This window comes from Rhizobium aouanii, from assembly GCF_037002925.1.
Classification (GTDB): domain Bacteria; phylum Pseudomonadota; class Alphaproteobacteria; order Rhizobiales; family Rhizobiaceae; genus Rhizobium; species Rhizobium aouanii.
This window is the reverse complement of record NZ_JBAMYD010000019.1, coordinates 98,704-121,503: the sequence shown is the minus strand read 5'-3', so window position 1 is coordinate 121,503 and position 22,800 is coordinate 98,704. Positions and strand designations below refer to the sequence as shown.

At 60.6% G+C, this 22,800-nt stretch carries 27 protein-coding genes and 1 tRNA gene; 16 read left to right on the top strand and 12 right to left on the bottom strand.

The genetic code is table 11. From position 1 onward, the window contains the following. Positions 1-7: 7 nt before the first annotated feature. From V8P77_RS28595 to V8P77_RS28575, 5 genes are all read right to left on the bottom strand, one after another. Positions 8-787, bottom strand: coding sequence for a transporter substrate-binding domain-containing protein (locus V8P77_RS28595; RefSeq protein ID WP_335915482.1), 780 nt, complete (start codon positions 785-787; stop codon positions 8-10). Positions 788-902: 115 nt separating this feature from the next. After that, entirely contained in the window at positions 903-1,553 is a 651-nt protein-coding gene (locus V8P77_RS28590; protein WP_335915450.1) for an amino acid ABC transporter permease, read from the bottom strand. A gap of 11 nt (positions 1,554-1,564) precedes the next feature. Then, positions 1,565-2,233, bottom strand: a complete 669-nt coding sequence (locus V8P77_RS28585) for an amino acid ABC transporter permease (RefSeq protein ID WP_335915449.1) — start codon at positions 2,231-2,233, stop codon at positions 1,565-1,567. A gap of 75 nt (positions 2,234-2,308) precedes the next feature. Beyond that, the gene (locus V8P77_RS28580) at positions 2,309-3,139 is read right to left on the bottom strand and encodes a sugar phosphate isomerase/epimerase family protein (RefSeq protein ID WP_335915448.1); all 831 of its coding nucleotides are present in this window, start codon (positions 3,137-3,139) and stop codon (positions 2,309-2,311) included. Further along, positions 3,140-3,874 (bottom strand): GntR family transcriptional regulator, encoded by a 735-nt coding sequence (locus V8P77_RS28575; RefSeq protein ID WP_373694613.1) that lies wholly within the window; start codon positions 3,872-3,874, stop codon positions 3,140-3,142. It lies immediately after the preceding gene. A 284-nt stretch (positions 3,875-4,158) separates the two neighbouring features. Between V8P77_RS28575 and V8P77_RS28570 the strand changes: the two genes are divergently transcribed. The 8 genes from V8P77_RS28570 (at position 4,159) to V8P77_RS28535 (ending at position 10,064) form a co-directional block, all read left to right on the top strand. Continuing rightward, the gene (locus tag V8P77_RS28570; RefSeq protein WP_335915447.1) at positions 4,159-5,052 is read left to right on the top strand and encodes a dioxygenase family protein; all 894 of its coding nucleotides are present in this window, start codon (positions 4,159-4,161) and stop codon (positions 5,050-5,052) included. A gap of 21 nt (positions 5,053-5,073) precedes the next feature. Beyond that, positions 5,074-5,856, top strand: coding sequence for a 2-oxo-hept-4-ene-1,7-dioate hydratase (gene hpaH / locus V8P77_RS28565; RefSeq protein ID WP_335915446.1), 783 nt, complete (start codon positions 5,074-5,076; stop codon positions 5,854-5,856). Positions 5,857-5,863: 7 nt separating this feature from the next. Next, a complete protein-coding gene (hpaI, locus tag V8P77_RS28560; RefSeq protein ID WP_335915444.1) occupies positions 5,864-6,631 on the top strand; it encodes a 4-hydroxy-2-oxoheptanedioate aldolase in 768 nt (255 codons plus the stop codon). A 35-nt stretch (positions 6,632-6,666) separates the two neighbouring features. Further along, positions 6,667-7,398, top strand: a complete 732-nt coding sequence (locus V8P77_RS28555) for a transporter substrate-binding domain-containing protein (RefSeq protein WP_335915443.1) — start codon at positions 6,667-6,669, stop codon at positions 7,396-7,398. A 444-nt stretch (positions 7,399-7,842) separates the two neighbouring features. Next, complete coding sequence (locus tag V8P77_RS28550; RefSeq protein WP_335915442.1) at positions 7,843-8,754, top strand: PhzF family phenazine biosynthesis protein; 912 nt, start codon at positions 7,843-7,845, stop codon at positions 8,752-8,754. 226 nt (positions 8,755-8,980) lie between these two features. Continuing rightward, positions 8,981-9,056 (top strand) — tRNA-Lys (locus V8P77_RS28545). Positions 9,057-9,208: 152 nt separating this feature from the next. Next, positions 9,209-9,505: a hypothetical protein gene (locus V8P77_RS28540; protein WP_335915441.1), complete on the top strand. Its 297-nt coding sequence runs from the start codon at positions 9,209-9,211 to the stop codon at positions 9,503-9,505. Positions 9,506-9,761: 256 nt separating this feature from the next. Then, on the top strand, positions 9,762-10,064 hold the full coding sequence (locus tag V8P77_RS28535; RefSeq protein ID WP_335915440.1) for a hypothetical protein: 303 nt from the start codon (positions 9,762-9,764) through the stop codon (positions 10,062-10,064). A 241-nt stretch (positions 10,065-10,305) separates the two neighbouring features. On the opposite strand, the gene V8P77_RS28530 is transcribed toward V8P77_RS28535, so the two are convergent. Further along, on the bottom strand, positions 10,306-10,614 hold the full coding sequence (locus V8P77_RS28530; protein ID WP_003541169.1) for a hypothetical protein: 309 nt from the start codon (positions 10,612-10,614) through the stop codon (positions 10,306-10,308). A 368-nt stretch (positions 10,615-10,982) separates the two neighbouring features. On the opposite strand from V8P77_RS28530, the gene V8P77_RS28525 reads away from it, so the two are divergent. Next, on the top strand, positions 10,983-11,798 hold the full coding sequence (locus tag V8P77_RS28525; RefSeq protein WP_335915439.1) for a chromate resistance protein ChrB domain-containing protein: 816 nt from the start codon (positions 10,983-10,985) through the stop codon (positions 11,796-11,798). Between the two features lies 1 nt (position 11,799). After that, positions 11,800-13,221, top strand: a complete 1,422-nt coding sequence (gene chrA, locus V8P77_RS28520; protein WP_335915438.1) for a chromate efflux transporter — start codon at positions 11,800-11,802, stop codon at positions 13,219-13,221. Here chrA and V8P77_RS28515 read toward each other — a convergent pair. Together V8P77_RS28515 and V8P77_RS28510 are read right to left on the bottom strand one after the other, a co-directional pair. Beyond that, positions 13,218-14,549 carry a hemolysin family protein gene (locus V8P77_RS28515; protein WP_335915437.1) on the bottom strand — a complete coding sequence of 444 codons (1,332 nt, stop codon included), beginning with the start codon at positions 14,547-14,549 and terminating at the stop codon, positions 13,218-13,220. The two genes, chrA and V8P77_RS28515, sit on opposite strands and share 4 nt — an antisense overlap. A gap of 244 nt (positions 14,550-14,793) precedes the next feature. Next, positions 14,794-15,177 (bottom strand): VOC family protein, encoded by a 384-nt coding sequence (locus V8P77_RS28510; RefSeq protein WP_335915436.1) that lies wholly within the window; start codon positions 15,175-15,177, stop codon positions 14,794-14,796. Between the two features lie 485 nt (positions 15,178-15,662). Between V8P77_RS28510 and V8P77_RS28505 the strand changes: the two genes are divergently transcribed. Further along, positions 15,663-15,989 carry an RcnB family protein gene (locus V8P77_RS28505; protein WP_335915435.1) on the top strand — a complete coding sequence of 109 codons (327 nt, stop codon included), beginning with the start codon at positions 15,663-15,665 and terminating at the stop codon, positions 15,987-15,989. A 114-nt stretch (positions 15,990-16,103) separates the two neighbouring features. On the opposite strand, the gene V8P77_RS28500 is transcribed toward V8P77_RS28505, so the two are convergent. The 3 genes from V8P77_RS28500 to znuA form a co-directional block, all read right to left on the bottom strand. Next, on the bottom strand, positions 16,104-16,283 hold the full coding sequence (locus V8P77_RS28500) for a hypothetical protein (RefSeq protein WP_335915434.1): 180 nt from the start codon (positions 16,281-16,283) through the stop codon (positions 16,104-16,106). After that, on the bottom strand, positions 16,280-17,485 hold the full coding sequence (gene zigA, locus V8P77_RS28495) for a zinc metallochaperone GTPase ZigA (RefSeq protein WP_335915433.1): 1,206 nt from the start codon (positions 17,483-17,485) through the stop codon (positions 16,280-16,282). Before zigA ends, V8P77_RS28500 begins: the two co-directional genes overlap by 4 nt. 147 nt (positions 17,486-17,632) lie before the next feature. After that, positions 17,633-18,718, bottom strand: coding sequence for a zinc ABC transporter substrate-binding protein ZnuA (gene znuA / locus V8P77_RS28490; RefSeq protein ID WP_335915432.1), 1,086 nt, complete (start codon positions 18,716-18,718; stop codon positions 17,633-17,635). A gap of 102 nt (positions 18,719-18,820) precedes the next feature. Between znuA and V8P77_RS28485 the strand changes: the two genes are divergently transcribed. From V8P77_RS28485 to V8P77_RS28465, 5 genes are all read left to right on the top strand, one after another. Next, on the top strand, positions 18,821-19,723 hold the full coding sequence (locus V8P77_RS28485; RefSeq protein ID WP_335915430.1) for an ATP-binding cassette domain-containing protein: 903 nt from the start codon (positions 18,821-18,823) through the stop codon (positions 19,721-19,723). Then, a complete protein-coding gene (gene znuB / locus V8P77_RS28480; RefSeq protein ID WP_131628601.1) occupies positions 19,716-20,528 on the top strand; it encodes a zinc ABC transporter permease subunit ZnuB in 813 nt (270 codons plus the stop codon). Before V8P77_RS28485 ends, znuB begins: the two co-directional genes overlap by 8 nt. Next, positions 20,525-20,923, top strand: coding sequence for a Fur family transcriptional regulator (locus V8P77_RS28475; RefSeq protein ID WP_011652680.1), 399 nt, complete (start codon positions 20,525-20,527; stop codon positions 20,921-20,923). Before znuB ends, V8P77_RS28475 begins: the two co-directional genes overlap by 4 nt. 312 nt (positions 20,924-21,235) lie before the next feature. After that, positions 21,236-21,652, top strand: coding sequence for an ester cyclase (locus V8P77_RS28470; RefSeq protein WP_335915429.1), 417 nt, complete (start codon positions 21,236-21,238; stop codon positions 21,650-21,652). Positions 21,653-21,657: 5 nt separating this feature from the next. Beyond that, positions 21,658-22,050 carry a DUF5071 domain-containing protein gene (locus V8P77_RS28465; protein ID WP_335915428.1) on the top strand — a complete coding sequence of 131 codons (393 nt, stop codon included), beginning with the start codon at positions 21,658-21,660 and terminating at the stop codon, positions 22,048-22,050. 95 nt (positions 22,051-22,145) lie between these two features. On the opposite strand, the gene V8P77_RS28460 is transcribed toward V8P77_RS28465, so the two are convergent. Next, positions 22,146-22,517, bottom strand: a complete 372-nt coding sequence (locus V8P77_RS28460; protein ID WP_335915427.1) for a hypothetical protein — start codon at positions 22,515-22,517, stop codon at positions 22,146-22,148. Between the last annotated feature and the right edge of the window lie 283 nt (positions 22,518-22,800).

The following is a 22,800-nucleotide window of genomic DNA, read 5'->3' as shown; positions in this document are numbered from 1 at the left end:
ACATGTATCAGTTGATGGTGAAGGGGATGTTCGGAATGGACTCGGGGAACTTCGGAACGTCCACTTTCATCCACTTGGCGTAGACCTTAGCGTGCTCGCCGTTCGCCATGATCTTGTCGAGAAAGGCGTTGACGGTTTTATTCCAGTCCTTCTCGCCAAGTCGTGTGCCGACGCCATTGAACGTCGTCAGGAAATCGATCTTGCGTTCGTATGTGCCGGCACTGGCCGTTTCCAGACGGTCGAGGTAGAATTGGTTGCCGCCGACCGCCTGCACCTGGCCGGAAAGCAGCGCCTGAATGGTGGCCGCATCATCGTCGAAGCGGCGGACCGTTGCATTGGAGCCGACCGCATCAGTGACCGCCTTGTCTTGCGAACTTGACCGCGGCACGCCGATTGCGATGCCGGAAAGATCTTCGACCTTGGCCATCTTCTTGTCCTTCGGACCATAGAGCGAAATCGTGTTGCCCGCATACGGCTTGCTATACTGGATCGACTTGGCGCGTTCCTCGGTCATTGCCATGGTGGCAAACAGGATATCGACCTTGCCGGTAACGAGTGCCGGGATGCGATTGGCAACCGCGAGCGGTGAGAACTCGACCTCGACACCCAGTTCCTTGGCGAACAGCTTGGCGATATCGGCGTCGAACCCATCCTGAACGCCGCTCGAATTGACGAAGCCCCAGGGTGCGTTGTCGCCCTGAATGCCGACGACGATCTTGCCCTTGGCTTTTACTTCTTCCACCGTCGCAGCCTGTGCAGATATGGGCGATAGCCACGGGGCCACCATCACGGCTGCAGCCGTGAACAGAATTCCACGGCGCTTCAGGCCGGTCTTAAAGCTGCTGATCATTACCTTCTCCTCCTTGTTTGATAAGAGCTTATGCGTGTGTTGGATTGCCAACTTACCGGGCGGCCTTTGCCATCCGATTTTCGAGCCGGGCGCCATAGAGAGACAGAGGCCAGCAAATGATGAAGTAGATCGCGCCGACGATGCCGAAGATCAGCAGCGGTCTGTAGGTCTGGTTCGAGACGATCTGTCCGGCGCGCGCGAGTTCGATGAAGCCGACGATGGCGGCAAGCGACGTGCCTTTGATGAGCTGGACGAGGAAACCGACGGTTGCCGGCAGCGAGACCTTGAAGGCCTGCGGAAGGACCACGTCCTTCATCCGCGAGACATAATGAAGGCCGAGTGCATTCGCAGCCTCGCTTTGCCCCTTAGGGATGGCCTGGATACCGCCGCGCCAGATTTCGCCCAGGAATGCGCTAGCATGCAGCGTGAAGGCAATGGCCACGGCCGCCCATGCCTCAACGCTGATGCCGACAAGTGCGATGCCGTAATAGACCACGAACAGTTGCATCAGCAGGGGTGTACCCTGAAAGACCGAGATATAACCCGCCGCCGTCTTGCGCAGCGGGGAATGTGCAGACGTCCTGGCAAGCGCTATGACGAGCCCGAATAGGCCGCCACCGATGAAACCGATCGCAGATAGAAGCAGCGTCCACTTCAGGCCCTGCAGCAGGAAAAGCATTTCGTTTTGACCGATAACACCCATTGTCCTGCTCCTCACCGCACCGGATAGCTGAAAAAATGCCGCGAGATCAGCGCAAACAGCCCCATCATCATCCAGGAGATGACGAGGTACATGAGCGTGATCGTGAAATAGACCTCGAAGCTGCGAAACGTGTCGGACTCGATGATCTGGGCAACGGAGGTTAGCTCGTAGGCAGCAATGGACGTGCAGACCGATGTGGTCAGTGTCAGCATGATGAACTGGCTGGTCAGCGAGGGATAGATAGCCCTAAGTGCCGGCTTCAGGACGATGAGGCGAAACACCTGCGCCTTGTGCAGGCCGAGCGCGAGTCCGGCTTCGACCTGACCCTTCTGGATGCTGTCGACACCGCCGCGAATGATTTCGATAGCATAGGCGCCGCCATTGACGGCCAGCGCGATGATCGCCGTGGCCGTGGGGTTGAGGCGAATACCCATCATCGGCAGGGCGAAGAAGATGAAGAAGATCTGCACCAGGAAAGGGGTATTGCGGACCACTTCGACGAAGGCGATGACGGCCGAGCGCAAGGGACGGATATTCGATGTCCGGGCCGCAACGCCGATCACGCCGATCACCAGCGCCAGCGACATGCCGGCAAGTGCAAGGCCAATCGTGGCTAGCGCCCCCATCAGCAGGTCGGGCATCTTTTCGAAGACAACGCTGAAATTCAGCACGTAGTTCATCACAATATCTCTCTTCGCCGACAGGCTCCTCTGCCTGTCTCCTTGTCGTATTGGCCGTTGCGCTGTTGCTCGTGACTAGCCTATTAATGCACGGGCGGCATCGTGAAGGTGACGCAAGTGCTCCTCGGGCGCCTGGCTGGAATGGATAGGCACCTCCACCGAGACGGCAGCGCCTGCGGGCAACACTTGCATCAGGCTCGCGATGGGAAGCGCACCCAGCCCCGGCGCAAAACGTCCCGTTCTGGCCTCGTTGACCATTTGGTCCGCCGTTATCGGCGCAGGTCCCCGCGCGTCGCAGAGCTGAATGCTCTTGATCATGCCTTGAGGGGCAGCAGAGACATCTTTGGTTTGGCCGCCATTGCGGAAGAAGTGCAGCGCGTCGACCAGCGCACCGCCATTCTTCCGTTCCGAATCCTGCACGATCGAGAGGCTGTCTTGAAAGCTGGCGACTGCGCGCCAGCCCATGTTCTCAAGATCGACGCCCATGCCGAAGGCGGCCGCGAGGTCGCAAAGCGCCCCGAAATTGGCGACAAGGCGCCCCCGATCCGGGTCGTCGCCACAAACGCTGAGACGGCGAGCACCGAGCGCGCTGGCGCCTGCAAGCATTGACGTCAGAGCGTCGGGATTGAAGTCCGGCCCGATGACAACGAATTCGATGTCGTAAAGCGAGATTCCTTCGCCATTCAGACGGGCTTTAACGTCACGAGCCACGTCGCTTCCCGCCGGCAGCTCATAGTAAGGAGCGCCGGGAAATGCCGGATGAAGGCGCAGGCCAATCGAGGAAAAGCCAGCTGCGGCTGCCATCGACACGAATTTTGCCGGCTCGACATCAATTGCTGAAAAATGCGCGACCCCCAGCGGTGGCACTGAAATCCTGGCTGGCATGGTTTCCTCCCGGGTCTCCATTCAGGCAATTCCCTTTTCGGCGAGATGTCGTCGCAGATTTGTGCCGGTACGATGGATGTGCTCGCGCAGCCGGTCGCAGGCATAGTCCATATCCCGCGCCACTGTTCCTTGGGCGATTTCGCTATGTTCAACGCTGACATTGCGGTCGCCGGATGTGCGGGTCAGAAATGTGCGCCGATAGCGGTCGTTCAGGTTCAGCATGGTCTTGCAGAAACTGAGAAGCAGCGGCTTGCGGCAGCCCGAAATCAGGGTCAGATGAAACTCCCGGTGGACGGCTTCCCACTGCTCGAGCGTTTCGGGTTTTGCCGCATCCCGTTCCGTGCGGTTCAGGCGGTGCAGCGCACGCATGACATTGCCTTCCCAATCGACATCGCCGACGCGCATGGATTCCCGCAACGCATATGTTTCGAATTCCTCGCGCAAACTGGTAATCTCTTCGAGGTTCGACAGCGAAACGGGCGACACGCGGTAGCCGCGATTGTCTTCGAACTCGACGAGCCCGTCCGAAATCAGGCGCGCCAACGCCTCGCGCAAAGGACTGAGGCTGACGTTAAAACTCTGTTTTGCCCGATCGAGATTGATCTTGCTGCCTGCTTCGAGCTCGCCGGAAATGATCGCCTCGCGCAATCGCGATACCAACTGGCTGGCGATCGTGTTCTTGCCGTCATCCGAAAAGGATGGCGTTGCCGCCTCAGCGCCGCTTTCCAAAATGAGGCTGCCAGGTCCTGGTTGCAATTGACATCCTCCCAGATGGTTCCGCTGTTTCTGATGGCGAGTTTCATTATCGACGATCCGTATAATAAACGATTATTCCTGTCAACAGTTTGGCGCGGCTGGGCGCCAATCTTCGGAGGAAGATCGGCCCGATGTAAATTTTATTGAATAAAATCAAAGGTATTTTGATAGGTTTCGAGCGATCTACAGCTATTTCTTTGAAATATCCCACGTTTGCGCGGAGGTTGGACTTGACAAATAATCGATGATTTTTCAAAACAGGCACGCCCACAGGGAGGTGTGAGATGGTAATACGGACGCAAGAGGATGTGACGGCGGCGGCTCTAAAGGTCATGGAGCAGACCTCTGATGACCGTCTTCGCGAGATTCTGACGGCACTGGTGAAGCATCTGCATGCCTTTGTTCGCGAAGTCCGCTTGACGGAGCCGGAGTTCCGCGAGGCCACGGCGGTCCTCAACGAAATCGGTCAATTGCAGACGGACAGCCACAACGAGTTCGTCCTGATGTCGGGTTCGCTCGGCGTTTCAACGCTGGTCTGCCTGCTCAACAACGGCGATCAGGGTCAGACCGAAACGTCCCAGTCGCTGCTTGGCCCCTTTTGGCGCCTCAACTCTCCGCGCGTTGAAAATGGCGGCACGATTATCCGTTCGGATACGCCCGGGTCTCCGCTGTTTGTTCGGGGCAGGGTTGTCGACAGACACGGTGAGCCCATTGCGGGCGCCGAAGTGGATGTCTGGCACGCATCGCCCGTCGGACTCTACGAGAACCAGGATCCCGATCAGGCCGAGATGAACTTGCGGGGCAAATTCACCACGGACGCAGATGGTCGCTTTTGGTTCAGCACGGTCAAGATGGTGGGCTATCCCATCCCTGTGGACGGTGTTGTCGGCCGGCTTTTGAAGGTGCAGGGACGTCATCCTTATCGCCCGGCGCATCTGCATGCGCTGATCTTCAAGCAAGGTTACAAGACGCTTATTTCTCAGGTCTTCGACCCCAGCGACCCAAATATTGATTCCGACGTTCAGTTCGGCGTCACGTCAGCGCTGACGGGTGATTTCGTGCAGCATGACGAACCGCATCCGGACGATCCGAGCGTCGATATTCCCTGGTTTTCCCTGGAATACACATACGTGATGGAGCCCGGCGAGGCGGTCTTGCCGCGCGCGCCAATCAAATAAGCAAACGGGAGAACCACATCCATGTTGACGGATGAAGAACGCCGCGCTGCGGCACAGGCATTGTTGACCGCCGAGGAAGACCGGGTGCCGATCCCGCAGCTCAGCAAGACTTATCCGCACATCGAAATCGAGGATGCCTATCGCATCCAGGATCTTTGGGCGGAAGGCAGAATTGCCAAAGGTGCGCGCGTCGCGGGCCACAAGATCGGCCTGACATCGCGGGCCATGCAGATGGCATCGAAGATGACCGAGCCGGATTACGGGCGCATCCTCGATGATGCTCTGTTCAACGACGGCGCCCAGATCAGGGCCGATCTCTTCATCAAGCCGCGCCTCGAAGTGGAACTTGCCTTCATCATGGGCGAGGATCTCGAAGGCCCGAGCACCCGCATCTACGACGTCATGCGCGCCACCGAATTCATCGTGCCAGCGCTCGAAATCATCGACTACAGGACCGAGGTTCCCCGCGCGATTACCGATACCATTGCCGACAACGCCGCTTTCGGCGCCATTGTCGTCGGAGGCCGCGTCATCCGTCCGATGGATGTCGATATCCGCTGGATCGGGGCAACGCTCTCCAAGAATGGGATCATCGAGGAATCCGGTGTATCGGCCGCCGTTATGGGGCATCCGGCGGCGGGTGTCGCGTGGCTTGTCAATAAGCTCCATGCGGTTGGCGGCAAACTGGAGAAGGGTCAGATCGTGCTGGCGGGCTCGTTCACGCGGCCGGTCGACATTGCGGCTGGTGATGTCATCCAGGCAGATTACGGTCCGATCGGCGCGCTCGGCGTCTCGTTTCTATAGGTGATCCATGAACCTTCCGGAAAACCGCTTCAAACGCGCGCTCCTCGAAAAGCGGCAGCAGATCGGCCTCTGGTGCAGCCTCCCGGGCAGCTATGCGGCGGAGATCGTCGCGCCCTCCGGATTCGACTGGCTGCTGTTCGACACCGAGCATTCGCCAGGCGACGTCCTGACGGTGCTGCCGCAGTTGCAGGCAGTCGCGGCCTACGATGTCTCGGCGATCGTCCGGCCCGCAAGCAACGATGCAGTGCTGATCAAGCGTTACCTCGATATCGGCGCTCAGACACTCCTCATTCCTTATGTGCAGAACCGTGCGGAAGCCGAAGCTGCTGTCTCTGCCATGCGCTATCCGCCCGCCGGCATCCGCGGTGTTTCGGGACTGACGCGGGCGACGCGTTTCGGGCGTGTCGCGGGCTATGCCAGGCGGGCAGAAGAAGAACTGTGTCTGCTGGTGCAGTTGGAAACCCGCGCGGCTCTCGAGGCATTGGAAGCCATTGCCCAGGTTGACGGTATCGATGGCGTCTTCATCGGCCCGGCGGATCTTGCCGCCAGCCTTGGATATCCGGGGGAACCCGGCCATCCTGAGGTCGTGGCTGCCGTCGAGGATGCGATCAGCCGCCTTGCGGTTCTCGGCAAGCCGTCCGGCATTCTGACGCCGGACACCAGGTTCGCTGCACGCTGTATCGAACTCGGAACGACTTTTACGGCGGTCGGTGTCGACGTCGGCCTTCTCGCACGCGGAACCGAGGCGCTGGCGGCGAAATTCAGGCAACAGTGACTGCAAGATTGTGCTGTCCGGCAGGAGATCGAGACATGACCGACGATATCGCAGCTTCGCTCAACGCACTGATCCCGAAAGGCTATCTGCGGGCGGCGGTTAACCTTGCCAATATCGCTTTGGTGCAGCTCGATCCGAATACAGGAGCCTTTGAAGGTGTCAGCCCGCAACTCGCCAGAGAGTTTGCCGAGCGCCTTGGCTGTCGCGTCGAATTCGTCGCCTATCCTTCGGCAGCCAGTATCCTTGAGCGGGTCGATCAGGACGAGTGGGACATTGCCTTCCTGGCCGCCGATCCGGCGCGCGAAGACAGGCTGCTGTTTTCGCCTGCCTATGCACTGATCGAGGGGACGCTTGTGGTTCATGAGGCAACATCCTATCGCACCCTTCAGGACCTCGACGCGGAAGGCGTGGAAATTTGCGTCACCCGAAACGCTGCCTATGACCTCTATTTGTCCCGCCGTCTCGTGCATGCCAAAATCCTTCATTCGCCGACACCGGGGGAAGCCCTTGAAATGCTGGTCGAAGGTAGACACCACGCCGCGGCCGGTGTACGGCAAGCGCTTGAGCGCTTTGCGAGCGCGCGCAAGGGTTTCCGCGTTTTGGTGGAATCTTTTCTCGTTATCAGGCAAACGATCGCCGTCAGTGGTTCTAACCAAACCGCAGGTCGCCTAGTGCGCGAATTCGTCGAGGAGGCCCTTCAACACGGCTTCTCGGAAAACGTCGTTCGCGATGCGCAACGCAATGGCGTTGCTTTGGCAAAGAAGTAGTCGAATCCCATTAATCCTATTGCCGGCCGACAAGCGTGACTGAGGTGGGTTCATGCAGGATCGGGTCGCATTTCGCCCGTCTCCGGATCGCGAGACGTTTCGCGCGTGTCGGTATTGCGCTCGTGGAAATACCAGGCAGGCCACTCACCGAGCTGGTCGAATCGAGAATGTCTGTGCCTGCCGCGGCGTCGGCACTGCATTGCTCATGCAAATTACAGGCTGCCAGCCGCCAGCCTCTGTGGGCTGGCTCCTGGCATTGCGTGCCAAGCGCCGCTTTTGAAAATCGGAATCGTTCTTCATAAGGGAACATGCGCAGAATCAAATCGATAGAGCGTCCGTAGCGTGTCCTGTCGGACCCGCGGCACTTCAGGCAGACTTAGCGTCTTGCACTCGATCGTCTGGTCGGGCAGGTTGGCGGCGCGATGACGATTCAAGGAGGCCGATGTGGCGCGAAGCTACAGCGTCTATGACGTGTTCACCGATCGAAAGCTTGCGGGCAATCCGCTGGCGGTGATCTTCGACGGAGACGATCTCAGTGACGAGGCGATGCAGGCGATCACCCGGGAGATCAATCTCTCAGAGACGGTCTTCGTGCAGCCTTCGGCCAACCCCGCCTATGCGGCGAAGCTCAGGATCTTCACGCCGGGCCGCGAGCTGCCCTTCGCCGGCCATCCGACGGTGGGGACGGCGGTGGCGCTCGCCGAGCGGGCGGATGGTGCTGCGACACGCGATCTCGTTTCGGTGCTCGAGGAAAATGTCGGGCCGGTGCGCTGTGCCGTGCGGCTGAGGGAGGGCGAGGCGAGCTTTGCCGAATTCGACCTGCCGCGCAAATCGCAGCCGGCCATCATGCCGCTCGACAAACTCGGCATCGCCGATGCGCTTTCGCTGAAGGTGACCGAGATCGGCTTCGAAAATCATATGCCCTCCGTCTGGAGTGCCGGCGTTCCCTTCCTGCTCATTCCGGTGCACGATGTCGGAGCCGCGCAGCGGGTGGAATTCGATCCGCAGCTCTGGGAAAAGATCGTGCCCTTCGTCGATGGCGCGCTTGCCTCGGCCTATGTCTATTGCCGCGGCGGCGTCAACCACGTGGCAAAGTTCCATGCGCGGATGTTCGCAAGCGGCATGGGCATCGTCGAAGACCCGGCCACCGGGTCGGCGGCGGCCGCACTCTCCGGTGCGATCCACCATTTCGACCGGCTGACAGACGGGCATCACCCGATCATGATCGAGCAGGGCGTCGAGATGGGCCGGCCGTCCTTCATCCACCTGCACATCGATGTCGACGGCGGGACAATCTCCAACGCGCGGATCGGCGGCCAGGCAGTGCGGCTGGCCAGCGGCACGCTCGACCTTTGATCTCATTAGAGCGTCGCGCGTCCGACAGGACGCCATGAGGACGCTCTATCATTTTGAATCTGCGCATATCCTTTCCGAAGATCGATTCCGATTTTCGGGGTTATGCGCTGCATTTAAGCCAAACCGAAAAATCTTCGCGGTTAACCAAAGAAATTTCGGCTATGCGCTGGACAAGACTGCCGATCCTGTTTATACGCCCCGTCACACCGCGCAGCCAAGCGCGAACGGGTGATTAGCTCAGTTGGTAGAGCAGCTGACTCTTAATCAGCGGGTCGTAGGTTCGAGCCCTACATCACCCACCAAATCTCTTGAAAAGATTGATGTATTGAACTCAGGCCGGATTTTCCGGCCTGCTGGAAACTATTCTCCAAGCGAGCGGCAAGGTTAGCGCTGTCCGCAGACTGGCCGCGTCGATCCACGCGCCCTATCTCCCTCGCGCGCGTCAGGAGGGTCCATGAAAAGCATTATTCTTGCCGTCGCTTTGTCTCTGCCGTTACCTGCCTTTGCCGCAGGCGTCATGAACGTCAAAGCGAGCGAGCATAGCTGCAGTGAGCTCACGCAGATCATCCGCCAGAACAAAAAGGTCTTTGTCCGCGTTGGTTTCGGCGGCCGCAGTTTCCGTTATCCGCCCGCCCAATGCAGCATGGGCGATAAGCGCACCACGACCAGTTTGCGCGATGTACGGGGAAAGCAGTGCGTCCTTGATTATTCCTGCGTCTTCGACCCTGCGTCGCCCTATAACTTTCCCTAGCGTATCAGCCCGAAAAAATCGGAATCAATTTTCGGAAAGCACGATGCGAGGATTGAAAGAGTTAGACGGTCCTTTGTGCCTCGCTCAATCGCCGCCGCTCAGTTTCATGCCGGCGAGCCAGAGAACTGCGACGATGAAAAACGACAGTGCCGCCATCATGGCACGGCCGTGCTCAGCCGTATAATTCGGACGGTTCCCGCACTGGCGGCACGCGCTGCGATGCCCTACCTTCGCTCTCTCACATTCAGGAGTTTCCATGAAAAGCATTGTTCTGGCCGTCGCATTGTTGGTTCCGTCCGTCGCTCTTGCCGCCGAGGCAGTGGAGGTCAATGCCAGGGATCACAATTGCGAAGAGCTTGCGCAGATCATCCGCAAGGACAAGGCGGTTTTTGTGCGTATGGGCTTTGGCGGCCGCAGCTTCCGTTATCCACCGGCCAGGTGCAATCTCGGCGACAAGTACGACACCGCGAGGGTGAGGGATGCCAATGGCAAGCTTTGCCTCCTCGACTACGAGTGCGTGTACGATCCGCAGTCCTTCTATAACAGGATTCCCAAATAATATCCCGATCCAGGCGTTGCCAGTAGTCTGTTCGGCATGGATGACGAGGTCAAGAAAAAAGGCCGGGCGAAACTCGCACCGACCTTCCTCGATCCGTCTCGATAACGGCTGCCAGTACCTCCGTGGTCAGCCGTCAGAGACAGATTTCGTATCCCTTAAATAGGGTTTGCTTAAAAACATTCAAGAGCTCGCAACCGAGAGGAAGCCGGCAATGGGCCGGCTTCTTCTGACCGAGCAGCGATTACTGCTGTGCCGGGGCAGCCGGCGGAGTGGCCGGTGCTGGTGCCGGTGCAGGCGTTGCGCTGTTGTCGGTCGGAGCGATCGGCTTGGCCGGCGCCGGCTCTGATTGGGTTGTGGAGGCTGTCGTGTCCGGGGATGTGCCGGGGGTGCTCCACTGCGAATAGGCGAATGCAGCGACAGCGATCACGGCCAATGCAGCGACCCAGACAACCCACGTATTACTGCTGCGCGCGCTCGGCGTGGTGCGCAGATCCAGATTTGGGTTCAGCGGGCGGTTCGGGTCGTTGGCATTATTGGGGTCGTACGTCATGGTACTTTCTCCTCTTTCGGTGACAGAAGAATGCCGAAGTGGGCATTTTGTTCCGTTCTGGGCCGAAGCGCTTGTGCTGATTGGATTTTCGTGCTCACTTTTCTCGCTTTACTGGCGCTCCGTGCATTCGCGGGCTTTGCCGCTCACTCTCATCTGCTTGCGGGCGACCGGCAGGGACCCGGCGGTAGAGCTGCCAGCTGATCGGGTGCGTTGGTAGATGGCGGCCCGCCGGTAAGCCGCCATGGCGCAATGCGCTTGACACCACGGGATCTGTTTGCGAATGATTTCCGTATGGGGTCGCGATCACCCCACGAGGCGTCATGCCGAAGAATCGCGTCCAGTAAAACCGATCAACGGAGGGACGCGTCATGCCGTCATTTCTCGAAATTTCTCCCGACAAGCTCAACCGCCTCATTGGAACGCCCGGTGCGCCTTGCATTATCGACGTTCGCACCGAGGAGGACTTCGCGCTCGATCCGCGCCTGGTGCCTACCTCGATCCGGCGGGGCCATGCCGAGGTCGGGTCCTGGGCGGGCAGCGTCGATGCCGATTCCGTCGTCGTGGTCTGCCAGAAGGGCAGCAAACTCAGCCATGGCGTCGCCGCCCACCTGCGCCATGCCGGGATCGACGCCGAGAGCCTCGAAGGCGGCTTCGAAGCCTGGATTGCGGGCGGATTGGCAGTGCCCGACGCCAAGCTGCCGCGCCGCGACGCCGAGGGGCGCACCGTCTGGGTGACGCGGGCGCGGCCGAAGATCGACCGCATCGCCTGTCCCTGGCTGATCCGGCGCTTCGTCGATCCGAGCGCCGTATTCCTGTTCGTGCCGGCGCCTGAGGTTTTAGCTGTCAGCGAGCGCTTCGGGGCAGTGCCCTTCGATATCGATGACGTGTTCTGGAGCCATCGCGGCGAACGCTGCACCTTTGATGTCATGGTCGAGGAGTTCGGGTTGGCATCGGAGCCGCTCCTGCGCCTGGCGCGGATCGTCAGGGCGGCGGATACCGCAAGGCTCGATCTCGCGCCCGAGGCGGCGGGCCTGCTGGCCGCCTCGCTCGGCCTCTCCAGGATGTATTCCGACGATCTGGAGCAGCTCGAGGCCGGGATGCTTCTCTACGACGCCTTCTTCCGCTGGTGCCGCGATGCGACCGAGGAAACCCACAACTGGCCGGCACCGAAAAAGAGAGCATGAGATGGTCGAGATGACGGATAATGCGCCCGGCGGCAAAATGGCGGAGGAAGACGCGGGAGAGGGGCATCATCACGGCGTCCCGTTTGCCGAGGCCTTCAGGGTATGGCTGCGCATTTCGGCCTTGAGCTTCGGGGGCCCGGCCGGACAGATCGCCCTCATGCACCGGATCATCGTCGACGAGAAGCGATGGATCGGTGAGCATCGTTTTCTGCATGCGCTGAACTATTGCATGCTGCTTCCCGGACCCGAGGCGCAGCAGCTCGCCATCTATATCGGCTGGCTGATGCATCGGACAGTGGGCGGTCTCGTCGCCGGCCTGCTGTTCGTACTGCCTGGCTTCCTGTCGATCCTCTGTCTCAGCTATGTCTACGCGGCTTACGGCAACGTCGGCATCGTCGCCGGCCTGTTCTTCGGGCTGAAGGCGGCGGTGCTCGCCGTCGTCGTGCAGGCCGTCATTCGCATCGGCGGCCGCGCGCTCAAGAATCGCGTCATGGTCGGTATCGCGGCCGCGGCCTTCATCGCCATCTTCTTTCTCCATGTTCCGTTCCCGCTGATCGTGCTTGCCGCCGGCATTGCGGGTTTCCTCGGCGGCAGGTTCGGGCTTTCCGCCTTCCGGACGGGCGGCGGCCACAAGGCCGGGAGCGGCCCGGTGCTGTCGGATGCCGAGTCGGCGCTCGGCGAAGGCATACCGGCGCATGCGCGGCCGAATCTCGCCTGGTCGCTGCGCATCTCGGCCGTGCTGCTTGCCCTCTGGCTCGCTCCGCTCGCGGCGCTCTACGCAACCTTCGGTGCTGACAACGTCTTTACCGAAATCGGCCTGTTCTTCAGCAAAATGGCGGTCGTTACCTTCGGCGGGGCCTATGCCGTGCTTGCCTATGTCGCACAGGAGGCCGTGCAGCATTTCGGCTGGCTGAAACCCGGCGAGATGCTCGATGGTCTCGGCATGGCCGAGACGACGCCGGGACCGCTGATCATGGTCGTGCAGTTCGTCGGCTTCATGGGCGCCTACCGCGATCCGGGAGCGCTGAACCCGATGCTTGCTGCAACCCTTGCGGCGATATTGACGAGCTGGGTGACCTTCGTGCCCTGTTTCCTCTGGATCTTCCTCGGCGCGCCGTTCATCGAAAAACTGCGCGGCAACATTGCGCTCGCCGGCGCGATGTCGGCCATAACAGCTGCGGTGGTCGGGGTCATCCTCAACCTCGCTATCTGGTTTGCCTTGCACACGCTGTTTGCAGAGGTTGCGACCGTTCACCTCGGCGGCTTGCGGCTCGATATTCCCGTGCTGCAATCGGCCGTGCCGGCGGCAATGGCGCTGTCTGCCGCGGCGGCGATAGCGATCTTCCGCTTCAAGGCTTCCGTGATCGCGACGCTGCTAGCCTCCGCGGCTGCGGGGATGATCTGGACGCTGGCGGTGAATTAGGCCTCCGCCCCGTCCGTGGCAATGCGCGTCGCGAGCATCTTGTCGATGCGCATGCCGTCCATGTCGAGCACTTCGAAGCGCCAGTTGTCGAAGACGAAGGTTTCGCCGGCTTCGGGGATGTGCTGGAGCTGATGCAGCGCGAAGCCCGCCAGCGTATGGAAATCGGCATCCGGACGATCGCGCAGGCCCAGCCGTTCGAAGGCGTCGAAGGCCGGCATCATCGCATCGATCAAGAGCGACCCGTCTTCCCTGACGACGATATCGGGCTCTTCGTTGGATCCCGGCAGGTCGCCGGCGATGGCTTCGAGCAGGTCGGTCTGGGTGACGATGCCTTCGAGGCTACCATATTCGTCGATGACGATGGCGAGGCGAACGGGTGAGGCCTTGAAACTGTCGAGCACGCGAACGACCGAGGTGCCCTCATGCAGCACCAGCGGCTGCTTGATCACCTCCATCGGCCGGACCTTGCCGCCGTCGAGAACCTGGTCGAGAAGGTCCTTCTTCAACACCATGCCGATTGGCTCGTCGATCGAGCCTCGAGCGACCAGCAATTGTTCGTGGCTGCATTCGCGGATGGTCTTCAGGATTTCGGCCTCGCTGTCGTCGGCGTCGAACCATTCGATGTCGAGACGCGGGGTCATGATGTCGGAAATCGGCCTGTTGCCGATGTTGAACACCCGCTCGACGAGCTGCTGCTGCACCTGGTTGAGAAGGCCGGCCTCCTGGCTCTCGGCGACCAGCAGCTTGAGCTCCTGCGGCGAATGGAACGACGATTCCCCGGTTCCGGCGCGAAGACCGACGCCCCGCAGCACCATGTTGCCCATGCCGTTCAGGACAAAGATCGCCGGCTTGAACAGCACCAGGAACAGACCGAGCGGGCGCACCACGGCAAGCGAAGTGGCCTCGCTGCGCTGAAGCGCCAGGCTCTTCGGCGCGAGCTCGCCGAGCACGATATGAAGTGCTGTGATAATGACGAAGGCGATGACGACGGCAACGGTATGCGCGCCCGCCGTCGCCCATTGCCCAGGCAACCAGGACAGCAGCGGCTCGATCAGGTGGGCAAGTGCTGGTTCTCCAACCCAGCCGAGGGCGAGCGACGAGATGGTGATGCCGAGCTGGGTGGCTGCAAGGTTGGAGTCGAGATTGTCGACGGCGCGCTGAAGTGCCGAGGCGTTCATGCGGCCTGCCGCAGCGAGTTCGGCGACGCGGCTACGCCTGACCGACACCAGGGCGAATTCGGCGGCAACGAAGAAGCCATTGGCGGCGACAAGAAGAAACACGGCTAGTATCCCAACATAGTCGGAGAGCCCGCTGGCGGAATCGGACATGTTTTCCCTGCCTTCGAATTGATGGGAATCCGAAACTACACGCTCGCACACCGGTGGCAAGGCGTTCCGGCTAGTCCTGGGGCGAGAGATGCCGAAGCCGGGCTGCCGTAATCGGAAGTACTGCGTTGGTTTGCGATGCTGGCCGCACAATGCGTGGCAAACCGCATGACCGGGATCATGCGTGCAGTTCACCGATGCGAAGCGTAAAACGCGTGGTGAACCGCATGACCGACGTCGCTCCCATTCACCTCTTGGGCGCTTCGAAGAGTTCGATCGGGTTTCCGGCCGGATCATCGAGCAGGATCTGCTTGCCACCGATGCCCTGCACGATGTCGCTGCGGAAACGCGCGCCGGCCTGACGCAGCGCGGCGACGTCTGCTTCCAAGTCCTTGACCTCGATCTGGATACGATTCCAACCACCGGGCTCCGGCTTTCGCCCATCTGGCATTGCTTGAGATGCTCCGCCGGGTCCCGTCATGCCGCTGACGAACAGACGAAAACCGTCCCTGGTCAGGATGGCGAAACTCGGTGCGGGACGAAGCGCGACGGAGAAGCCGAGATGTCTTGTGTAGAATTCCACCGCGGCGTCGACGTCGTCGACGATGTAGCGCATGCTGATACCGGGCATGTTTTCCTCCATTGTGGTCTTCGTTGTCTTGATCTGATCGTCCCCTCACCGGATATGCAGAATTCTCCTGTGCCCAAGATACGTCGCTTCGAAACTCGATTATGCGCCCGTTTCAAGTTTTTTATGCATCTCTTATGCCAAATCGCTGAGCACCTGCCGCCGCCAGCAGCAGGACATCCCTCCACGACGGCGCCTTCCAGGCGATGAGCACCGGGGGGTCGCCCAGCCTCATCCTCAGATGCTCCGCAGATATCTTTTCTTCGGTCATGCCCTTGAGGTGCTGCCAAAGGACGAAACTGGCCGGCGGCGCCGATACCTCGTCTATGGCGACAGAATATATATTCGTCACAGTGTATAAGTTTAATCTAAAATATAAGCTTCTGTCCCTAGTTATCGGATTTCATTACAAAAGTTTAATTTTTATTTCAGTTTCTGTTCATCTTTTCGGTCCTAGTTTGGTCACGTGCCCAACATGAGGAACCCCAATGAAAAAGATTTTTGCAGCTCTTCTTTCCGCCTCCTTCCTTCTTGCCCCGATGGTTGTTTCCCATGCCAGCGCCGACGATTATCGCCGCCCGCCTGTCGTCGTGCAGAAGAAGGTGGTCGTCAAGAAGACGGTCGTCCGGTCGCACTGGAAGAAGGGATACCGCGTCAATGCCAGCGAGCGTCGCCGGTTCTCCGATGTCAACGACTACCGCCGCTACCGGCTCGCGCCTCCGCCACGCGGCTATCGCTGGGTGCGGGCCGATAACGACTACCTGCTGATCGGCGTCACCAGCGGCGTCATCTCCAGCATTATTGCCGGTCGCTGATCGGTCGATAAATCAGGAAAGGGCGGCTTCGGCCGCCTTTTTGACTCTGGGAGGGCGTGTAGCAGTTTCGCGCCCTTCCTCCTTTTCTTCAGCTGGCGGCGGTTATGACCCGCTTCAGGGTTGCCTGCGCAACGGCATGACCCGTTCAGCAATGATGCCGAGAAAACCTCTTGGTCTTCCGACTTCAGCGTCGGTATCCTCCACATGCGTAAACGGATGAAGCCCTTCGATCGGCGGCAGCGGTTCGCATTCGGTACAGACGCAAAGAGTGCGTTTGATTGCCTTCGCCTTCATGCCGCCTGCCTGTTCCAGCTGGCAAAAGGATCGGGCAGGTCGCGCCAGCGCTCGGGCGCGAAGGCGTCTGTCCTGATAAGACAGGCGTCGAGTTCCTTCCTGATCCAGGCTTCGTCCATCGGATCGGCACCGATGAAAACCATTTCCTGGCGGCGGTCGCCCCAGACGGGGTCGAGATAGGGGCCGATGGCGCGCATGAAGGCCGGTTCCTCAGGCCATTGTTCGCGGGGTACGGCCGCCCACCAGAGACCCATCTTGCCGGTGCGCACGATCGCGCCCGCCTGGCTGATCTCGCCGACATGGTGCGGGCGGGTCGCCAGCCAGAAGAAGCCCTTGGCGCGCACCACGCCTGGCCATGTCCGATCGAGGAAGGCCTGCAGCTTTGCCGGATGGAAGGGCCGCTTCTCGCGATAGACGAAGGAGCGAATGCCATATTCCTCGGTCTCCGGCACGTGATCGCGGAAACCGTGCAGTTCCTTGTACCAGAGCGGATGGGTCTCGGCCTTGTCTATATCGAAGCGGCCGGTGCCGAGCACGTCTTGCAGGGCGATCTTGCCGAAATCCGCCTCGATCAGCTTCGCATCCGGGTTGAGACCGGTGACGATCTTGCGCGCAGTGTCGCGCTCTTCCTTGGTTGCCGTGCCGATCTTGTTCAGCACCACGACGTCGGCAAATTCGATCTGCTCGACCAGCAGGTCGACGATGGTTCTGTTGTCGCCGTCGCCTGCCGTTTCGCCACGGTCGGCGAGGAAATCGGCCGAGGCATAATCGGCGAGCAGGTTGGCGGCATCGACGACGGTCACCATGGTGTCGAGCCTTGCGACGTCTGAATGGCTCTGGCCGTTCTCGTCGCGGAATTCGAAGGTGGTGGCGACGGGCAGGGGCTCGGCGATGCCGGTCGATTCGATCAACAAGTAATCGAAACGACCCTGATCGGCGAGCTGGCGCACCTCCTTCAGCAGATCGTCGCGCAGCGTGCAGCAGATGCAGCCATTGGTCATTTCGACCAGCTGCTCTTCTGTGCGGGAGAGATTGGCGCCGCCATCGCGCACCAGGGCGGCGTCGATATTCACCTCGCTCATATCGTTGACGATGACGGCGACGCGCAGACCCTCGCGATTGGTCAGCACGTGGTTGAGCAGCGTCGTCTTGCCGGCGCCGAGGAAGCCTGAAAGCACCGTGACGGGAAGTCTGTTGTTCATGGGAACCCTCATAAGATACTATTTAATGTTATATCATTACGTTTGTCGCGCCGAAAAAAGGCGGAACGGGGTTGTCCGCCTTTTTCCGCCTCAGCTCTCCCAGGGGCGTCGCTTGTCCGGCAGGACGCGCGGAGCGGCGCATGAGAGTCATGCGCTGGAGAGGCAGTCCTTCATGCTGTTGGCGATGCCGCGCATGAGGGTGAAGTAGAGATCGGGACCGGCCTTCAGCGTGGCAGCCTCCGGATCGAGCACGCCTGACTTGGCGCTCGTGCCCTCGATGACGACATCGATCAGGCGCGGCTCGAACTGCGGTTCGGCAAAGACGCAGGTGGCGCCGAGTTCGCCGACCTTGCGGCGGATTTCCGAGACGCGCTCGGCGCCGGGAATGGTTTCCGGACTGACGGTGATCGAGCCGGCGACCCGGATGCCGTAGCGGTGCTCGAAATATTGGTAGGCGTCGTGGAAGACGATGAAGGGCTTGTCCTTGACGGGGGCGACGGTGGCGGCGATCTCTTTGTCGAGCGCCGTCAGCCTGTCGTCCAGCGCCTTGGCGTTCGCCTGATAGGTCAGCGCATTGGCGGGATCGGCGGCGACCAGCGTCGTGGTGATCTCGCTCGCCATGGCCTTGGCATTCATCGGGTCGAGCCAGAGATGGGTGTCGAATGCGCCATGGTCGTGATCGTCGTGCCCGTGGTCATGATCAGCTTCGGCGCCATGCGCGGCTTCGGCCTCATGATGACCGGAAGCACTATCGTGCTCCGGGGAAGCACTATCGTGCTCCGGGGAAGCACTATCGTGCTCGGGGGCATCATCATGCGCTTCGAAGGCGCCGCCTTCTCGGAAGGGCAGCTTGACCAGACCGGGGGCGTCGTCGAGCGCGGCGATGCTGGCATCCGAACCCAGCGCCTGCAGCGGCTTTTCGAGAAAGGCCTCGAGGCCGGGGCCGACCCAGAAGATCACTTTGGCATCCTGCAGCGCGCGGGCATTGGAGGGCTTCAGACTATAGGTATGCGGGGAGGCGGAGCCGTCGACGATCAGCTCCGGTTCGCCCACACCCTGCATGATCGCCGCGACCAGCGAATGGATCGGCTTGATCGAGGTGACGACGACAGGCGCATCGGCCGCTCGCATGGTTCCGGCAAAGAGCAGGGCCGGGATCGCCAGCGCCGGGATCGCCGCCATCGGGATTACGGAGGCCGGCATTTTAAGGACAAGCCCCAAGGCGCGTTTCATCGATATGCTCCGCTTGAATAGCAATTGTTATGTTATTACATCAATTGCGTTATGCTATAACGTGTGCAATAGCAGGACGCAACAGCACTTTCGGAAAATTTGATGCTCTCTCCCGCAAAGACCCCCGCTGGTATCAGGACCGAACCGCTGGTTTCGCTTGAAGATGTCGGCATTCTGCGCAACGGCCGCTGGCTGGTGCGCGGGGTCGATTTTTCCGTCGCGCGCGGTGAGATCGTCACGCTGATCGGGCCGAACGGCTCGGGCAAGTCGACCAGCGCCAAGGCGGCGATCGGTGTGTTGAAGCCCGACGAGGGCAGGGTGGAGCGCAAAGCCGGCCTTAAGGTCGGCTATGTCCCGCAGAAACTGTCGATCGACTGGACGCTGCCGCTTTCGGTGCGCCGGCTGATGACGCTGACAGGACCGCTGCCGGAGCGCGATATGCTCTCGGCGCTCGAATCCGCCGGCATTGCCCATATGCTCGATGCGGAGGTCCAGCACCTCTCCGGCGGCGAATTCCAGCGGGCGCTGATGGCCCGGGCGATTGCCCGCAAGCCCGATCTGCTGGTCCTCGACGAGCCGGTGCAGGGGGTCGATTTTTCCGGCGAGATCGCTCTCTACGACCTGATCAAGTCGATCCGCAATGCGACGGGCTGCGGCATCCTGCTGATCTCGCACGACCTGCATGTCGTCATGGCCGAAACCGACACGGTCATCTGCCTCAACGGCCATGTCTGCTGCCGCGGCACGCCTGAATCCGTCAGCCGCAGCCCGGAATATGTGCGCCTGTTCGGCAGCCGGGCGGCGCAGACGCTGGCCGTCTATAGCCATCACCACGATCATACGCACCTGCCGGACGGCCGGGTGCAACATGCCGATGGCACGGTCACTGATCATTGCCACCCCGACGATGGCCATCACGCGCATGAGCATGGTCATGAACATGGTCACGATCATCCTGACCATGCCCATCCGCACGCGCATGAAGCGGGAGAGCGCCATGCTTGACGATTTCTTCGTGCGCGCCATCCTTGCCGGCGTCGGCCTGGCGCTGACGACGGGGCCGCTCGGCTGCTTCATCATCTGGCGGCGCATGGCCTATTTCGGCGATACGATCGCCCATTCGGCGCTGCTCGGCGTCGCACTGTCGCTGCTCTTCGAACTCAACCTGACACTGGCCGTCTTTGCCGTCGCCGCGCTCGTGTCGGTGCTGCTGCTCTTCCTGCAGAAGCGCCAGGCGCTGTCGGCCGATGCGCTGCTCGGCATCCTCTCGCATGCGACCCTTGCGATCGGCCTCGTCATGGTCGCCTTCATGAGCTGGGTGCGGATCGATCTCATCGCCTTCCTGTTCGGCGATATCCTCGCCGTTTCAACGACCGACATCGCGCTGATCTGGGGCGGCGGGCTGTTCGTGCTCGTGGCAATGGCCTGGCTCTGGCGACCGCTCCTGGCTGCGACCGTCAATGCCGAGCTCGCCGAGGCCGAAGGACTGAAGCCGGAGCGGGCGCGGCTGTTCTTCATGCTGCTGATGGCCGTCGTCATTGCCATTGCCATGAAGATCGTCGGCATCATGCTGATCACCTCGCTGCTGATCATACCGGCGGCTGCGGCGCGGCGCTTTTCGCCAACGCCGGAGATCATGGCAGTGCTCGCCTCGTTGATCGGCGCTATCGCCGTCGTCGGCGGTCTGTTCGGTTCGCTCACCTACGACACGCCCTCCGGCCCCTCGATCGTGGTCGCGGCACTGATCCTCTTCATTCTCAGCCTGCTTCCCGTCAGGCGCCGCGCGGTCATGCAAGGACAAGGCTCATGACGACACCGCAATTGACCAAGAACCAGTCGCTTGTTTTCGACGTGCTCGAAAAGGCCGAAGGGCCGCTCAGCGCCTATACCATCCTCGACAAGCTGCGCGACCACGGTTTTCGCGCGCCGCTACAGGTCTACCGGGCGCTGGAGAAGCTGCTCGAATATGGCGTGGTACACCGGCTCGAAAGCATCAACTCCTTCGTCGCCTGCGCCCATCCGGGCGACGACTGCCACAGCCACGGCATCGTCGCCTTCGCCATCTGCGAAAGCTGCGGCCAGGTGACGGAGTTTCACGACCACGAGGTCGACCACCGACTGATGGAATGGGTGCGGGGGCAGAAGTTCAAGCCTGAAAAGACGACGATCGAGATCCGTGGTTTGTGCGAGGCCTGCGCGGCGTAATCGGTTCAGGTGCCGTAACCATCCGCCCCCGTCCTTCGAGGCTTCAGCCTTCGGCTTCCGCACCTCAGGATGAGGGCTAATCGGTGAGCCGTGCGGTTGGCAGGTTGATCGGGTCTCCGTCACGGTGATGCGCGATCCTCTCTCCAGCCTCATCCTGAGGTGCCCCGCAGGGGCCTCGAAGGACGGGGCTGGCCGCCAGCGTCCATCCGGCGAGTTCTCTTGAACTGAAACTTTCGAGGCGGCGCTCTCGCCGCTGGCAAGTGCAGATCCCGGCGCTATGTTTGCCTGAGAACCCAAGCCAGGGGCGATCGCGTGACGAAGACCGAACTCGCGGAGATATACCGCGGCTACATCGCCTGCTTGAACAGGCAGGACTGGCCCAATCTCGGGCAGTTCGTTAGCGACGATGCGGTTCATAACGGCCGGCGGCTCGGGCTGCCGGGTTACGTCGCCATGCTCGAGCGGGACTTCGAGGAGATTCCCGATCTTTATTTCAAGGTGCTGATGCTTCTTTGCGATCCGCCATACATCGCCTGCAGGCTCGGCTTCGATTGCAGGCCGAAGGCAAAATTCCTTGGCCTCGATGTGAACGGCAGACGCGTTTCCTTCACCGAGAACGTCATCTACGAATTTCGCGGCGGCAAGATCGTCGAGGTCTGGTCGATCATCGACAAAGTGGCAATCGAAGCCCAGCTTCGAGGTGGGCAGAGGCCCAACGAGATGGAGTGATTGGCGTGTTCGATGCAGAGAGCCTTGTCCCTCGTGACAAGCATGACATTGCCGCTCTTTCTGGTATCGAGAGCGCTGGTTATCCTGCGATCGCTCCGATCCTGGATGACTTGTTGGCGTGGACCGCGGACGGCAACTGGCCTATTGCGCAACCCATGGCTCGCTTTCTAGTCACACTTGGAACGCCAATTGGTGATCCGCTGTTGCGCGTTCTCCGAGGAAAGGACTCCTCTCAAAAGTATTTCTGCTTTCAACTGATTGTCAAAAAACTGTCGGTCGAAGTTCTTCGAGCGCTTGAGAACGACCTCCAGAGGCTGGCAGATCGACCGAGCAAGACGGACCAGTTGGAAGGGGTGGACGAGTTGGCCCGCGAAGCGCTGCAGCGCTTGCATTCATAGTGTCTGGCAGCGCTTTTGCTGATCGTCTTCTCGGACCAAGTTGAGGATGAATGCCATCAATGTGATGTGGAAGCGCGATTTTGGTGCGCTTTTGATCAGATGATGGCGACGCGCTCGCCGAAGGGCGTGTCGTCGTCGAAATTGCGGGTGCCGATCCGATCGCTTTCGCCTGACAAGGCCGGCTGTTCCGCCTGTTCTCCTGCCTCTTCCCCGTCGTCCGATGCCGCATGCCGGTGCGGCTTTTGCGGATGCTCCTCGTTTTCGACGATCAGATCCGCGTGCGGGATGAGACCACTTACGGCCTCCTTCTCCACGGCCTTCTTCGTTGCCAGCTGATCGGCGGTGATCTGCGACTGGCGGACGGCGACCCAGGCATTGTCGGGTTCGGAGCCGATCGAGGTGCTGGTGCCTACCTTGGTGGGCTCGGACGCGGCCGTGGCGGAGATAGGGTTGATCGCATCGACCATGAGATTCTCCAGCTGAAATAGGATGTTTTAGGCCGGATCAGTCTAAAACCTGAATCCTGTTCTAAATTAAAGAGTTAGAGCATGATGTCATCCGAAAACCGCTTACACTTTTCGGCATCATGCTCATGGCGAACCGGCGAACCAGCCACCCGCTTCCCGGGATGAAAACGGCGCGGTCTTCGGGCCAATCAGGGAGACATATCGAGCCCGCGCCGAAAAACACAAGGGGACATTGACGTGACTGCCACCTCAGACAATGACGAAATCGGTAGCAGCTTGCGGG

What these genes read in the sequence shown, in the direction of transcription:
- V8P77_RS28595 (WP_335915482.1), bottom strand. Translation starts at nt 787, where the DNA reads ATGGTGGCCCCGTGGCTATCGCCCATATCTGCACAGGCTGCGACGGTG.
- V8P77_RS28590 (WP_335915450.1), bottom strand. Translation starts at nt 1,553, where the DNA reads ATGGGTGTTATCGGTCAAAACGAAATGCTTTTCCTGCTGCAGGGCCTG.
- V8P77_RS28585 (WP_335915449.1), bottom strand. Translation starts at nt 2,233, where the DNA reads ATGAACTACGTGCTGAATTTCAGCGTTGTCTTCGAAAAGATGCCCGAC.
- V8P77_RS28580 (WP_335915448.1), bottom strand. Translation starts at nt 3,139, where the DNA reads ATGGAGACCCGGGAGGAAACCATGCCAGCCAGGATTTCAGTGCCACCG.
- V8P77_RS28570 (WP_335915447.1), top strand. Translation starts at nt 4,159, where the DNA reads ATGGTAATACGGACGCAAGAGGATGTGACGGCGGCGGCTCTAAAGGTC.
- hpaH (WP_335915446.1), top strand. Translation starts at nt 5,074, where the DNA reads ATGTTGACGGATGAAGAACGCCGCGCTGCGGCACAGGCATTGTTGACC.
- hpaI (WP_335915444.1), top strand. Translation starts at nt 5,864, where the DNA reads ATGAACCTTCCGGAAAACCGCTTCAAACGCGCGCTCCTCGAAAAGCGG.
- V8P77_RS28555 (WP_335915443.1), top strand. Translation starts at nt 6,667, where the DNA reads ATGACCGACGATATCGCAGCTTCGCTCAACGCACTGATCCCGAAAGGC.
- V8P77_RS28540 (WP_335915441.1), top strand. Translation starts at nt 9,209, where the DNA reads ATGAAAAGCATTATTCTTGCCGTCGCTTTGTCTCTGCCGTTACCTGCC.
- V8P77_RS28535 (WP_335915440.1), top strand. Translation starts at nt 9,762, where the DNA reads ATGAAAAGCATTGTTCTGGCCGTCGCATTGTTGGTTCCGTCCGTCGCT.
- V8P77_RS28530 (WP_003541169.1), bottom strand. Translation starts at nt 10,614, where the DNA reads ATGACGTACGACCCCAATAATGCCAACGACCCGAACCGCCCGCTGAAC.
- V8P77_RS28525 (WP_335915439.1), top strand. Translation starts at nt 10,983, where the DNA reads ATGCCGTCATTTCTCGAAATTTCTCCCGACAAGCTCAACCGCCTCATT.
- chrA (WP_335915438.1), top strand. Translation starts at nt 11,800, where the DNA reads ATGGTCGAGATGACGGATAATGCGCCCGGCGGCAAAATGGCGGAGGAA.
- V8P77_RS28515 (WP_335915437.1), bottom strand. Translation starts at nt 14,549, where the DNA reads ATGTCCGATTCCGCCAGCGGGCTCTCCGACTATGTTGGGATACTAGCC.
- V8P77_RS28510 (WP_335915436.1), bottom strand. Translation starts at nt 15,177, where the DNA reads ATGCCCGGTATCAGCATGCGCTACATCGTCGACGACGTCGACGCCGCG.
- V8P77_RS28505 (WP_335915435.1), top strand. Translation starts at nt 15,663, where the DNA reads ATGAAAAAGATTTTTGCAGCTCTTCTTTCCGCCTCCTTCCTTCTTGCC.
- V8P77_RS28500 (WP_335915434.1), bottom strand. Translation starts at nt 16,283, where the DNA reads ATGAAGGCGAAGGCAATCAAACGCACTCTTTGCGTCTGTACCGAATGC.
- zigA (WP_335915433.1), bottom strand. Translation starts at nt 17,485, where the DNA reads ATGAACAACAGACTTCCCGTCACGGTGCTTTCAGGCTTCCTCGGCGCC.
- znuA (WP_335915432.1), bottom strand. Translation starts at nt 18,718, where the DNA reads ATGAAACGCGCCTTGGGGCTTGTCCTTAAAATGCCGGCCTCCGTAATC.
- V8P77_RS28485 (WP_335915430.1), top strand. Translation starts at nt 18,821, where the DNA reads ATGCTCTCTCCCGCAAAGACCCCCGCTGGTATCAGGACCGAACCGCTG.
- znuB (WP_131628601.1), top strand. Translation starts at nt 19,716, where the DNA reads ATGCTTGACGATTTCTTCGTGCGCGCCATCCTTGCCGGCGTCGGCCTG.
- V8P77_RS28475 (WP_011652680.1), top strand. Translation starts at nt 20,525, where the DNA reads ATGACGACACCGCAATTGACCAAGAACCAGTCGCTTGTTTTCGACGTG.
- V8P77_RS28460 (WP_335915427.1), bottom strand. Translation starts at nt 22,517, where the DNA reads ATGGTCGATGCGATCAACCCTATCTCCGCCACGGCCGCGTCCGAGCCC.